Genomic DNA, 12,317 nt, shown 5'->3' with positions numbered 1-12,317 from the left:
CCCGCGACAAGATCCTCAGCCGAGTTCGTCGGCGGGCACCTCGGCCTCAGTGAACGGGTGCGCGTCGACGAACTCGCGCGTGGCGACGTACTGCCGCTGGATGTACTCCTCGAGCTGTGCGGACTCGACGCGCCACTGGCCGCGGCCACCGATCTTGATGGCCGGCAGCTCGGCGCGGCGGACGAGCGCATAGACCTGAGCGACGGAGGTGTTGAGCACCTCGGCAACGTCCGCAAGGGTGAGGAATCGGGACCCGGACATGGGTCCACTCTGCCACTGCAGAACGCGGTGTTGTCGCACCGGCTCACCCGTCCCTGTGGATGACGGGGGTGACGGGAGCGGCTCACGCCGCGCATGATGCTGTCCGTGATCAGGAATCTCGGGCCTGAAGCGCCTCCCGCTGTCCGCGCCACCCCTGCGGCCTGGCGTGACCCACGCCTGTGGATCGGCGTCGCCCTCGTGTCCGCGTCCGTGCTCGTGGGGTCACGGGTGGTCGGGTCCGCGGGGGAGACGACGGAGGTCTGGGCAGCGAGGTCGGACCTCGCGGTCGGACAGTCCGTCACGCGTGCGGACCTCGTCCCTGCCAGCGTCCACCTCGACGGTGCCCGCGCCTCGACCTATCTCCGCACGACGGATGACCTCCCCGACGAGGAGGTGCTCGCCCGGGCGATCGGCTCCGGGGAGCTCGTGCCGGCCGCGGCGTTCGAGGCTGCCGCGAGCGACGTGCTCCACGTTCCGGTGTGGGCTCCCGCCGATGCGGTCCCCGCCGGCCTCACCGAGGGATCGACGGTCGATGTCTGGGTGACCACGGACGACCGCGCCGATGCGGCGAGTGCGGTGCTCGACGACGTCATCGTGCTCGGCCTGCCCCTCCACGAGGACGGTCTCGGCCCGGCCGGCAACCGCCAGGTCCTGGTCGGCGTCCCCGAGTCGCAGCGCGGCAGCGTCGGGCAGGTGCTCGCTGCGGCCCGCGATGGTCGGGTCGCCCTGACCCGCGAGGGCTGATCCGTGTCGGCCCAGCGGGCGGGTTCGGTCCCCGTCCTCGTGGTCGCTGCCGGAGCCCGCTGGGAGCCTGCAGCGCTCGAGTCGCTGCATCCGGGAGCCGGAGTGGTCGTCCTGCGTCGCTGCATGGACGTCACCGATCTGCTCGCGCACGCTGCGGCGGGCGACGCCCGTGTCGCCGTGATCGCCGCCGAGGCGCCGGGTCTGGACGCGGACGCGATCACCCACCTCGGCCGCTCCGGCGTACTTCCGCTTGTCGTCTACCCCGAGGACCTTGACGGTGCCCCCGAGCGCGTACGCCGCCTGGGCGTGCGGTCCCTCGTCGGGGACCGCCATCTCGCCGACCTCCCCGCCGCTGTCCTGGCGCTGTCCCGCGTGAGCGACGAGGTGCCCCTCCACCAGGGCCGCACCGAGCCAGCGGGCGCCGGGCGGGTGATCACGGTCTGGGGGCCCACCGGAGCGCCAGGTCGCACCACGGTCTCGCTCGGACTCGCTGGCGAGCTCGCGACACGTGGCGCCGACCCGCTTCTCCTCGACCTCGATCCGTGGGGAGGGGCGGTCGCCCAGCGTCTCGGCATCCTCGACGAGGTCTCCGGCCTCCTTGCGTCTGCCCGCCTCGCCGGACGGCCCGAGCTCGCTGAGCGCTTCACCTCGCTGCAGCGCCGGGTTGCCGGGTTCCGTGTGCTCACCGGACTTCCGCGCGCGGACCGCTGGCTCGAGGTGCGTGGGGACGTCGTGGACGAGCTCGTCGACCTCGCGCAGGCGCAGGGAGACGTCGTGCTCGACACGGGCTTCAGCCTCGAGGACGACCCGATCTCCGACCTCGGCACCCGGCCGACCCGCAACGGACTCACCCTCGCCGCGATCGCGGCCGCCGACGACCTCCTGGTCGTCGGCACAGCTGACCCCGTGGGCCTTGCGCGGTTGGCGCGGGGGTTGAGCGAGCTCGGTGAGACCACGGGAGGACGCCCGGTCCACGTCGTGCTCAACCGCTGGCGGAGCCGGCTGGGCCTGGACGAGGCCGAGGTACGCCGCCTGCTCGCCGGCTACGGCGACCTGCTCGGGGTGCACCTCGTCCCGGAGGACGGCCTGGCCGCCGACCGAGCCCTCGTGACAGGCCGCACCTTTGCCGAAGGGGCCACGTCGCCGCTTGCCCGCTCGTTCGCCCCTCTGGTCGACGTGCTCTTTCCCGGACGGGAGAGCGCTCCGCCGCCGCGCCGCCTCAGAGGCCGAACAGCAGCGCGAGCCCGCCGGCGGTGAAGATGACCATCACGAAGAGCAGCGGCAGCTGACCGGAGAGCTGGTGCTTGCGGGGGAGCAGCCGCACGGCCGCATCGTGGGCCGCGATGACCGCGATGACGTGGCCGGTCACCACCGCGAGGACCTTGGTGACGGCGAGGAACGTCGGGTGGAGCGAGAGCCAGTAGTTGACGCCGAGGCCCGAGAGCCCGAGCACGTTCGCGCCGTTGCTCAGCGGGTCGCTGAGCTGGATCAGGGTCCGCTGACCGCCCTCGACGAGCATGCTCACGTAGTGCGCGAAGACGTAGCCGACCACGATCGGAACAATCGTGTGGGCGAAGGCCTGCGGCAGGGCGCGACGCTGATGACCGTCGTGGACTCCGGTGAGCATCGTCGCGCCGGCGAAGAGCGCCGCCACGACCGCGATCAGGCCGACCATCCCGATCAGCGACACGAGCTGCCGGGAGAGGGCCAGGTCCTGGGTGCGGGTCAACCAGAACTCCGTCCCGCTCAGCGAGTCGTACGCCGTGCTGCCCAGCAGGACCGCGCAGACGGCGAGCAGCCCGGGATGCACCGGGATCGTGGCCAGGTGCCGGAACGGGTTCACCAGGCGCAACCGCCCGCCGACGCGCCACAGCGGCGACAGGTGGCCCACCAGCGTGGAGTAGACCTCGAACGGGTCCGCCCGGGCGAAGAACGTGTTGCCGTAGATGGCGCCACCGATCAGCATCACGCCGACGTACGCCGCCAGCCAGAGCCGCACGTTGCCGAGGTCGGTGTTGCCCGGGAAGATGAGCTCCATCCAGAGGAACGCGACCAGGCCGAGGGCGGCCGGCCAGTAGCCGAGCCGTGCGGGGTACTCGCGGATGCCGAGCTCGGGGTCGCCGCCGCTCAATTTCGCGAGGGCCCAGTTGAGCGTGCGCGCCGGGCTGAGCGCCCGGTAGACCGGCCCGAACGCCAGGGACAGCGGCACGATGCCGACCCAGAGCAGCACGTAGAAGACGCCGAAGACCGGGTTGATGAGTGTGTCCGCGCCGAAGACGGCCGCGAACGCGACGTACAGGAAGAAGGCGAAGCCGAGCAGCCGCAGGATCGGTCCGGACCACGGCCCGCCGGGAGCGCCGGCTTCGTCGGGCTGGACGGTGTCTCGCCCGAAGCGGGGCTCCGTCCACGCCAGCGCGAGCACGATGAACGAGACACCGAGCGCAGCGCACGCGCCCGCCACTGCGTACTCGGCCGGGATGGGCAGGTCCTTGGCGCCGCCCAGTCCGTGGGCGCTGATCATCACGGGTACGTCGATCCCTCTCGTGTGCTCGCGCCTGCTCCTGATGGGGCGGCGGCTCTGGAAGAATCCCATGCAGTTCAAGGTCCGAGGGAATGAGGTGGCGTCGGTGACCGTGCGTGTGTACGTGCCCTTGACCCGCGCCGGCCTGGCCGCGGTGGTTGCTGACGGCCGGCTGCCCGGCCCGTTCCGGGCTCACGCCGTCACGGAGTCGTTGGTCGCCGAGTGGCCCGACGGCGATGACGAAGAGCTGGAGTACGCCGCGATGGCGGCGGCCGGCGATGCCTCGTGGGCGATCCGGGGACCGGATGATCCGCCCCGTCGCTACGTCCTCGCCGGAGACGTGCCGGACGCGGTCCCGGTGGACGGAGAGGACCTGACCCTCGTCGACGTCGCCGCCGACCTGCCCTGGAAGCGCGTCTCCTCGGCCCATGTGGACGCCCACGACATCGCGGAAGCGGACATCGAGGACACCGACCTGGCCTGGTTCGCCACGCAGGAGATCGCCTCGATCGTCTGATCCTCGTCGGATCAGGATGCGGGTGGCACGATCGTGGAATGGACGCCACCACGCATCCGCCGGTTCCCGTCAACGAGCCCAACCTGACCTACGCACCGGGCAGCCCCGAACGGGCCGCGCTCCTCGCGGAGGTCCACGCTCTCGAGTCCGCTCGCACCGAGCTGCCTGCCTGCATCGGCGGCCGCCAGGTGGAGGGACACGGCCACAAGCACCCTGTCGTGCAACCCCACGACAGGCATCACGTGCTCGGGGTCTTCCGCAATGCCACGGTCGACGACGCGAGTGCAGCCGTCGCGGCTGCACAGGCCGCTGCCCCCGGGTGGCGTGACCTGTCGTACGACGACCGTGCGGCCATCCTGCTCCGCGCCGCTGACCTCCTTGCCGGTCCGTGGCGGCAGCGGCTCAACGCCGCGACGATGCTGGGGCAGTCGAAGACAGCGTTCCAGGCGGAGATCGACGCTGCGTGCGAGCTGATCGACTTCTGGCGCTTCAACGTCCACTTCGGCCGCCAGATCCTCGCGGAGCAGCCGATCGCGAACAGCCCGGGCATCTGGAACCGCACCGACCACCGTCCGCTCGAGGGTTTCGTCTATGCGATCACGCCGTTCAACTTCACCGCGATCGCCGGCAACCTGCCGACCGCGCCCGCGCTGATGGGCAACACCGTGATCTGGAAGCCGTCACCCACGCAGCAGCTGGCGGCGTCCCTCACGATGGAGCTGCTCGAGGAGGCGGGCCTGCCGCCGGGAGTGATCAACATGCTTCCCGGCGACGGGATCGATGTCTCCAAGGTTGCCCTCCCGCACCCCGACCTGGCCGGCATCCACTTCACCGGCTCGACGCCGACCTTCCAGCACCTGTGGCGCACGGTCGGCGAGAACATCGCGTCGTACCGTTCCTATCCGCGGATCGTGGGGGAGACGGGAGGCAAGGACTTCGTGGTCGCGCACCCGTCGGCCGACCCTGACGTCGTCCGCGTCGCGCTGTTGCGAGGCGCATTCGAGTACCAGGGCCAGAAGTGCTCCGCCGCGTCTCGTGCCTACGTTGCCCGTTCGGTGTGGCAGGCGATGGGGGAGCAGCTGGTCGTGGACGTCGACGAGCTCTCGATGGGTGACCCGACCGACCTGAGCCACTTCCTCGGTGCGGTCATCGATGCGCGGGCGTTCGCCCGGTTGAAGGACGTCATCGACCGGGCGCATGGTGCACCGCACCTCCAAGTGGTTGCCGGAGGCACGTACGACGACTCGGACGGCTGGTTCATCCGCCCCACGGTCGTCCTCGCCGACGACCCGACCGACGAGATGTTCCGGACGGAGTACTTCGGCCCGGTCCTCGTGGTGCATGTCTTCGACGACGGCGAGTTCGACGCAGTGGTCGAGCAGCTGGAGTCCTTTGCGCCGTATGCCTTGACGGGCGCGGTGATCGCGCGAGATCGCCAGGCGGTCGCTCGTGCAACGCGGGAGCTCCGCTTTGCGGCCGGCAACTTCTACGTCAACGACAAGCCGACCGGCGCGGTCGTGGGCCAGCAGCCGTTCGGAGGTGGACGCGCATCCGGGACGAACGACAAGGCCGGCGCTGCGGACAACCTTCGCCGCTGGACCTCACCGCGCTCCCTCAAGGAGACGTTGGTGCCGCCCACGGATCACGGTTACCCACACATGCGTCCGGAGTAGGAGGATCTGCGCATGCTTCCCCTCCACATCGGGTCCGACCACCCCCTCGGCATGGCCGTCCTGATCCTCCTGGCGTTCGGCCCGTTCCTCCTCGCCGGTGCAGTCGTCTTCGTCGTACGCCGTCGCGACACGGCCGCTGAGCAGCAGGAACTGAACGCCTCGGGTGACGGTCGAGGGGCCCGTTGAGCGTTCAGGGGGACCCGATTTGCAACATCCCCGAAACGTCCCCTAATGTTTCCTCTGTCGCCGGGTGCGGCAGACAGGAGCGGCTGAGCCGCTTGTGATCTTGCCCCGGACGACCACCCCCCGAACACTCTCCTCGTCAGAGGTTTCTGAGTGCGCCCGCAAGGGCCTCCAGGATCTTCCGAAGGCGGAGCTGCGTGCGGGGGACTGGCAAGTCCAGGCCGGTTTGACAGGCCGAAACGAAGCCGGTAAGTTTGGTCAGGTTGCCCCAAGCAGAGCCGAGAGGCCGAGCGAGGTGCGCGCTGGATCCTTGAGAACTCAACAGTGTGTCAAAAGTCGACGAATTAGTTTTACCCGTCCGACGTTGGATCCTTTGTGGTCTGGTTGGGCAGGTTCCTTTGGTAAGTAATCGATAATTCTGACAATTCATTGTCGGGGTTCGGTCTCTTGCCGGGATCTCTTTTTCCTCATGTGTCCTTCGGGGTGTGTGGGGTGTTGTTTTTCAACGGAGAGTTTGATCCTGGCTCAGGACGAACGCTGGCGGCGTGCTTAACACATGCAAGTCGAGCGGTAAGGCCTTTCGGGGTACACGAGCGGCGAACGGGTGAGTAACACGTGAGCAATCTGCCCTTCACTCTGGGATAGCCACCGGAAACGGTGATTAATACCGGATATGACCACTACCCGCATGGGTTGGTGGTGGAAAGTTCTGGCGGTGGAGGATGAGCTCGCGGCCTATCAGCTTGTTGGTGAGGTAATGGCTCACCAAGGCTTCGACGGGTAGCCGGCCTGAGAGGGTGACCGGCCACACTGGGACTGAGACACGGCCCAGACTCCTACGGGAGGCAGCAGTGGGGAATATTGGACAATGGGCGAAAGCCTGATCCAGCAACGCCGCGTGAGGGATGAATGCCTTCGGGTTGTAAACCTCTTTCAGCGGGGACGAAGCGAAAGTGACGGTACCCGCAGAAGAAGCACCGGCCAACTACGTGCCAGCAGCCGCGGTAATACGTAGGGTGCAAGCGTTGTCCGGAATTATTGGGCGTAAAGGGCTCGTAGGCGGTTTGTCACGTCGGGAGTGAAAACTCGGGGCTTAACCCCGAGCCTGCTTCCGATACGGGCAGACTAGAGGTATGCAGGGGAGAACGGAATTCCTGGTGTAGCGGTGAAATGCGCAGATATCAGGAGGAACACCGGTGGCGAAGGCGGTTCTCTGGGCATTACCTGACGCTGAGGAGCGAAAGTGTGGGGAGCGAACAGGATTAGATACCCTGGTAGTCCACACCGTAAACGTTGGGCGCTAGGTGTGGGACACATTCCACGTGTTCCGTGCCGCAGCTAACGCATTAAGCGCCCCGCCTGGGGAGTACGGCCGCAAGGCTAAAACTCAAAGGAATTGACGGGGGCCCGCACAAGCGGCGGAGCATGCGGATTAATTCGATGCAACGCGAAGAACCTTACCTGGGTTTGACATATGCCGGAAAGCATCAGAGATGGTGCCCCCTTTTGGTCGGTATACAGGTGGTGCATGGCTGTCGTCAGCTCGTGTCGTGAGATGTTGGGTTAAGTCCCGCAACGAGCGCAACCCTCGTCTTATGTTGCCAGCACGTAATGGTGGGGACTCATAAGAGACTGCCGGGGTCAACTCGGAGGAAGGTGGGGATGACGTCAAGTCATCATGCCCCTTATGTCCAGGGCTTCACGCATGCTACAATGGCCGGTACAAAGGGCTGCGATACCGCGAGGTGGAGCGAATCCCAAAAAGCCGGTCTCAGTTCGGATTGGGGTCTGCAACTCGACCCCATGAAGTCGGAGTCGCTAGTAATCGCAGATCAGCAACGCTGCGGTGAATACGTTCCCGGGCCTTGTACACACCGCCCGTCACGTCACGAAAGTTGGTAACACCCGAAGCCGGTGGCCTAACCCGTAAGGGAGGGAGCTGTCGAAGGTGGGACGAGCGATTGGGACGAAGTCGTAACAAGGTAGCCGTACCGGAAGGTGCGGCTGGATCACCTCCTTTCTAAGGAGCTTTATCTGGCGAGCTCAACTCGTCCAGGGCTCATCGTTTGGGAGACAAATGTTCTCCCGCGGTGAACTGCTCACTAGTGGAACGTCGATTAGTTGGACCGATTGTGATCGATCCTGTCAGTACTGCTTGGTGCCCCTTGGGGTGCTGGGTGTGGAACCTCGGGGTTGTGAGTATGAATGTCTTGGCACACTGTTGGGTCCTGAGGGATCGAGTGAGAGCTTGATTCTTCTAGTGGACTACTTGGTCCGATACTCACGTTTTTGGTGTCCCAGTTCTGGGATGTTGCGTGGGTCGGGTTGCCTCAGTAGGACCGCCCGTATCTTGAGAACTACACAGTGGACGCGAGCATCTTTGTAGCAAGACAAGCTACTAAGGGCACATGGTGGATGCCTTGGCACCAAGAGCCGATGAAGGACGTAGAAGCCTGCGATAAGCCCCGGGGAATTGGCAATCGAGTGTTGATCCGGGGATTTCCGAATGGGGAAACCCAGCTGGAGTCATGTCCAGTTACCCGCATCTGAACACATAGGGTGCGTGGAGGGAACGTGGGGAAGTGAAACATCTCAGTACCCACAGGAAGAGAAAACAAAAGTGATTCCGAGAGTAGTGGCGAGCGAAATCGGAAGAGGCCAAACCTAAGCAGTGTGATAGCCGGCAGGCGTTGCTGTTTGGGGGTTGTGGGACCATCTTTCCTCGACTGCCGTCGTGGAGCAGAGTAAGAAATCAGTGTTGAAGTTGAAGTGAACTGGAAAGTTCCGGCATAGAGGGTGAGACCCCCGTATATGTAAGACACTGACTCTGTGGATGTCATCCCAAGTAACACGGAACCCCTGAAATTCCGTGTGAATCTGGCGGGACCACCCGTTAAGCCTAAATACTCCTTGGTGACCGATAGCGGACAAGTACCGTGAGGGAAAGGTGAAAAGTACCCCTGGCGGGGAGTGAAATAGTACCTGAAACCATGTGCCTACAATCCGTTGGAGCCTCCTTGTGGGGTGACAGCGTGCCTTTTGAAGAATGAGCCTGCGAGTTAGCGGTGTGTTGCGAGGTTAACCCGTGTGGGGAAGCCGTAGCGAAAGCGAGTCCGAATAGGGCGCTTGAGTAGCACGCTCTAGACCCGAAGCGAAGTGATCTATCCATGGGCAGGTTGAAGCGCGGGTAAGACCGCGTGGAGGACCGAACCCACTTAGGTTGAAAACTGAGGGGATGACCTGTGGATAGGGGTGAAAGGCCAATCAAACTTCGTGATAGCTGGTTCTCCCCGAAATGCATTTAGGTGCAGCGTCACGTGTTTCTTGCCGGAGGTAGAGCACTGGATAGCCGATGGGCCCTACAAGGTTACTGACGTTAGCCAAACTCCGAATGCCGGTAAGTGAGAGCGTGGCAGTGAGACAGTGGGGGATAAGCTCCATTGTCGAGAGGGAAACAGCCCAGACCATCAGCTAAGGTCCCTAAGCGATAACTAAGTGGAAAAGGATGTGGAGTCGCACAGACAACCAGGAGGTTGGCTTGGAAGCAGCCACCCTTGAAAGAGTGCGTAATAGCTCACTGGTCAAGTGATTCCGCGCCGACAATGTAGCGGGGCTCAAGTTATCCACCGAAGCTATGGTATTCATGCGTGAGCTAGGCCTTCGTGGTCCAGGTGCATGGATAGGTAGGGGAGCGTCGTGTGGCGAGTGAAGGGCCGGAGTGATCCAGGTCTGGACGCCACACGAGTGAGAATGCAGGCATGAGTAGCGAATGAGGAGTGAGAAACTCCTCCGCCGAATGATCAAGGGTTCCAGGGTCAAGCTAATCTGCCCTGGGTAAGTCGGGACCTAAGGCGAGGCCGACAGGCGTAGTCGATGGACAACGGGTTGATATTCCCGTACCGGCAAAATAGCGCCCATGCTGAATCTAGTGATGCTAAGTGCCCGAAGCCACGCTGATCTGACCCTTCGGGGAAGGACGTTGTGGGGGAGCGCATGACCCGATCTAGTAGTAGGCAAGCGATGGGGTGACGCAGGAAGGTAGTCCAACCGTGGCGATGGTAGTCCACGGCTAAGGGTGTAGGGCGAGTCGTAGGCAAATCCGCGACTCACGTAGCCTGAGACCTGATGGGGAGCTCTTTGAGCGAAGTGGATGATCCTATGCTGTCGAGAAAAACCTCTAGCGAGCTATGCGCCGCCCGTACCCCAAACCGACTCAGGTGATCAGGTAGAGAATACCAAGGCGATCGAGTGAACCATGGTTAAGGAACTCGGCAAAATGCCCCCGTAACTTCGGGAGAAGGGGGGCCGGATTTGTTTAGCCACTAGCTGGCGAAGGCAATGATGGCCGCAGAGACCAGGCCCAAGCGACTGTTTACTAAAAACACAGGTCCGTGCTAAGTCGTAAGACGATGTATACGGACTGACTCCTGCCCGGTGCTGGAAGGTTAAGGGGACCGGTTAGACGCAAGTCGAAGCTGAGAACTTAAGCCCCAGTAAACGGCGGTGGTAACTATAACCATCCTAAGGTAGCGAAATTCCTTGTCGGGTAAGTTCCGACCTGCACGAATGGAGTAACGACTTGGGCGCTGTCTCAACCGTGGACTCGGCGAAATTGCACTACGAGTAAAGATGCTCGTTACGCGCGGCAGGACGGAAAGACCCCGGGACCTTTACTATAGTTTGGTATTGGTGTTTGGTTCGGCTTGTGTAGGATAGGTGGGAGACTTTGAAGCATTAACGCCAGTTAGTGTGGAGTCAACGTTGAAATACCACTCTGGTCGTACTAGATGTCTAACCTAGGTCCATTATCTGGATCAGGGACAGTGCCTGATGGGTAGTTTAACTGGGGCGGTTGCCTCCTAAAATGTAACGGAGGCGCTCAAAGGTTCCCTCAGCCTGGTTGGCAATCAGGTTTCGAGTGTAAGTGCACAAGGGAGCTTGACTGTGAGAGTGACAGCTCGAGCAGGGACGAAAGTCGGAACTAGTGATCCGGCGCTGGCATGTGGAAGCGGCGTCGCTCAACGGATAAAAGGTACCCCGGGGATAACAGGCTGATCTTCCCCAAGAGTCCATATCGACGGGATGGTTTGGCACCTCGATGTCGGCTCGTCGCATCCTGGGGCTGGAGTAGGTCCCAAGGGTTGGGCTGTTCGCCCATTAAAGCGGCACGCGAGCTGGGTTTAGAACGTCGTGAGACAGTTCGGTCCCTATCCGCCGCGCGCGCAGGAAACTTGAGAAAGGCTGTCCCTAGTACGAGAGGACCGGGATGGACGAACCTCTGGTGTGCCAGTTGTTCCGCCAGGAGCACGGCTGGTTGGCTACGTTCGGAAGTGATAACCGCTGAATGCATCTAAGCGGGAAGCACGTTTCAAGATGAGGTTTCCCACCGGGTTAACCGGGTAAGGCCCCCAGTAGATGACTGGGTTGATAGGCCGGAGGTGTACAGCAGTAATGCCCAGCCGACCGGTACTAATAGGCCGAGGGCTTGTCCCTCAAAGATGTTGCGCGTCCACTGTGTGGTTCCCGAGTTACGGTCGGGAACCCAACCACAACAGACTCCACAATCACCACCCAACACGTTTGGGTAGTGCGTTGCGGAGCCTGGTTGGGAAGACACGACCAAATAACTCCATAGAGTTTCGGCGGCCATAGCGTTAGGGAAACACCCGGCTCCATTCCGAACCCGGAAGTTAAGCCTTTCAGCGCCGATGGTACTGCAACCGAGAGGTTGTGGGAGAGTAGGACGTCGCCGGACAATTATTAGCCAAGGGGCACCAGGAAACTGGTGCCCCTTGTGCCATTTCAAGACGTTTTCTGGCTGCCTCAGCGGACAACCCGCGGAGAATGAAGACGGCGCCCGCCCCAAGGGGCGAGCGCCGTGAGCGAAGTCGTGGAATCAGGACTGCCATTCTCCGGCAAGCCACTTGATGCCGACCTTGTTCTCGGCCCGCATGGCCTTGCTCAACAAGCCAGCGATCAGGTCTTCGATCTTGCCGCCGAGAAGCGGAATGCTGACCTTGATCGTGAGCTTCACGACCTGGACGACATCGTCGCCGCGCTGCTCGATGTCTGCTGTGCCCTTCATGTCACCGGGCTTGCCCGGGATGGTGACCACGAGGTCGGCATGCGTGGGGGTGGTCCAGGACTCTTCCTGGATGATCGGGATCTCGTCGCCGACGAGCTTCTTGGCGAACGAGGGAACACGGTCGGTGCCGTGGGCGTACTCGAAGCGGACGTGCTGTCCGTTGCCCGCGGGCGTCACGGTCACCTCGCTGCGCAGGGCGTGCTGGTAGGACGCGACCGCGGCGCGGAAGTCCGGATCGGTCGCGAGCGCGGCCACCTGGGCGACGGTGGCACCGGGGTAGGTAAGGGTTTCGTTGATGGTCGTTGCCATGGCCGGAGACTATCGGGCTATGTT

The 12,317-nt window shown here is 63.4% G+C and carries 8 protein-coding genes and 3 rRNA genes; 8 read left to right on the top strand and 3 right to left on the bottom strand.

Annotated features, from left to right (window positions below):
- Window positions 1-15: 15 nt before the first annotated feature.
- Window positions 16-261, bottom strand: coding sequence for a helix-turn-helix domain-containing protein (locus D4739_RS02330; RefSeq protein WP_120059079.1), 246 nt, complete (start codon window positions 259-261; stop codon window positions 16-18).
- A gap of 105 nt (window positions 262-366) precedes the next feature.
- Here D4739_RS02330 and D4739_RS02325 point away from each other — a divergent pair, with 105 nt between their 5' ends.
- Both D4739_RS02325 and D4739_RS02320 read left to right on the top strand, forming a co-directional pair.
- Complete coding sequence (locus tag D4739_RS02325; protein ID WP_147384759.1) at window positions 367-1,005, top strand: hypothetical protein; 639 nt, start codon at window positions 367-369, stop codon at window positions 1,003-1,005.
- Between the two features lie 3 nt (window positions 1,006-1,008).
- Window positions 1,009-2,262 carry a CpaE/TadZ family protein gene (locus tag D4739_RS02320; protein ID WP_120059077.1) on the top strand — a complete coding sequence of 418 codons (1,254 nt, stop codon included), beginning with the start codon at window positions 1,009-1,011 and terminating at the stop codon, window positions 2,260-2,262.
- Here the strand turns inward: D4739_RS02320 and D4739_RS02315 are convergent.
- Entirely contained in the window at window positions 2,225-3,598 is a 1,374-nt protein-coding gene (locus D4739_RS02315) for a hypothetical protein (protein WP_238473477.1), read from the bottom strand. The genes D4739_RS02320 and D4739_RS02315 overlap by 38 nt on opposite strands.
- Before the next feature lie 34 nt (window positions 3,599-3,632).
- Here D4739_RS02315 and D4739_RS02310 point away from each other — a divergent pair, with 34 nt between their 5' ends.
- The 6 genes from D4739_RS02310 (at window position 3,633) to rrf (ending at window position 11,654) form a co-directional block, all read left to right on the top strand.
- Window positions 3,633-4,043: a DUF6912 family protein gene (locus D4739_RS02310; RefSeq protein ID WP_220699211.1), complete on the top strand. Its 411-nt coding sequence runs from the start codon at window positions 3,633-3,635 to the stop codon at window positions 4,041-4,043.
- A gap of 38 nt (window positions 4,044-4,081) precedes the next feature.
- On the top strand, window positions 4,082-5,716 hold the full coding sequence (gene pruA / locus D4739_RS02305) for an L-glutamate gamma-semialdehyde dehydrogenase (protein ID WP_120059076.1): 1,635 nt from the start codon (window positions 4,082-4,084) through the stop codon (window positions 5,714-5,716).
- 12 nt (window positions 5,717-5,728) lie between these two features.
- Entirely contained in the window at window positions 5,729-5,902 is a 174-nt protein-coding gene (locus tag D4739_RS16745; RefSeq protein WP_182920273.1) for a hypothetical protein, read from the top strand.
- Window positions 5,903-6,401: 499 nt separating this feature from the next.
- Window positions 6,402-7,919: ribosomal RNA gene (locus D4739_RS02300) — 16S ribosomal RNA — on the top strand.
- Window positions 7,920-8,287: 368 nt separating this feature from the next.
- Window positions 8,288-11,392, top strand: a 23S ribosomal RNA gene (locus tag D4739_RS02295).
- Window positions 11,393-11,537: 145 nt separating this feature from the next.
- Window positions 11,538-11,654: ribosomal RNA gene (gene rrf, locus D4739_RS02290) — 5S ribosomal RNA — on the top strand.
- The 16S, 23S and 5S rRNA genes sit together here, the layout of an rRNA operon.
- A gap of 141 nt (window positions 11,655-11,795) precedes the next feature.
- Here the strand turns inward: rrf and D4739_RS02285 are convergent.
- Window positions 11,796-12,293, bottom strand: coding sequence for a DUF2505 domain-containing protein (locus D4739_RS02285; protein ID WP_120061681.1), 498 nt, complete (start codon window positions 12,291-12,293; stop codon window positions 11,796-11,798).
- Window positions 12,294-12,317: the final 24 nt, after the last annotated feature.

Origin of the sequence: Nocardioides cavernaquae (assembly GCF_003600895.1) — a bacterium.
GTDB lineage: Bacteria > Actinomycetota > Actinomycetes > Propionibacteriales > Nocardioidaceae > Nocardioides > Nocardioides cavernaquae.
Note: the sequence above shows the minus strand (reverse complement) of the source record. Positions and strands in the feature narration are given on the sequence as shown.

Coding starts and splice junctions, on each gene's coding strand:
- D4739_RS02330 (WP_120059079.1), bottom strand. CDS start 261: ATGTCCGGGTCCCGATTCCTCACCCTTGCGGACGTTGCCGAGGTGCTC.
- D4739_RS02315 (WP_238473477.1), bottom strand. CDS start 3,598: ATGGGATTCTTCCAGAGCCGCCGCCCCATCAGGAGCAGGCGCGAGCAC.
- pruA (WP_120059076.1), top strand. CDS start 4,082: ATGGACGCCACCACGCATCCGCCGGTTCCCGTCAACGAGCCCAACCTG.
- D4739_RS16745 (WP_182920273.1), top strand. CDS start 5,729: ATGCTTCCCCTCCACATCGGGTCCGACCACCCCCTCGGCATGGCCGTC.
- D4739_RS02285 (WP_120061681.1), bottom strand. CDS start 12,293: ATGGCAACGACCATCAACGAAACCCTTACCTACCCCGGTGCCACCGTC.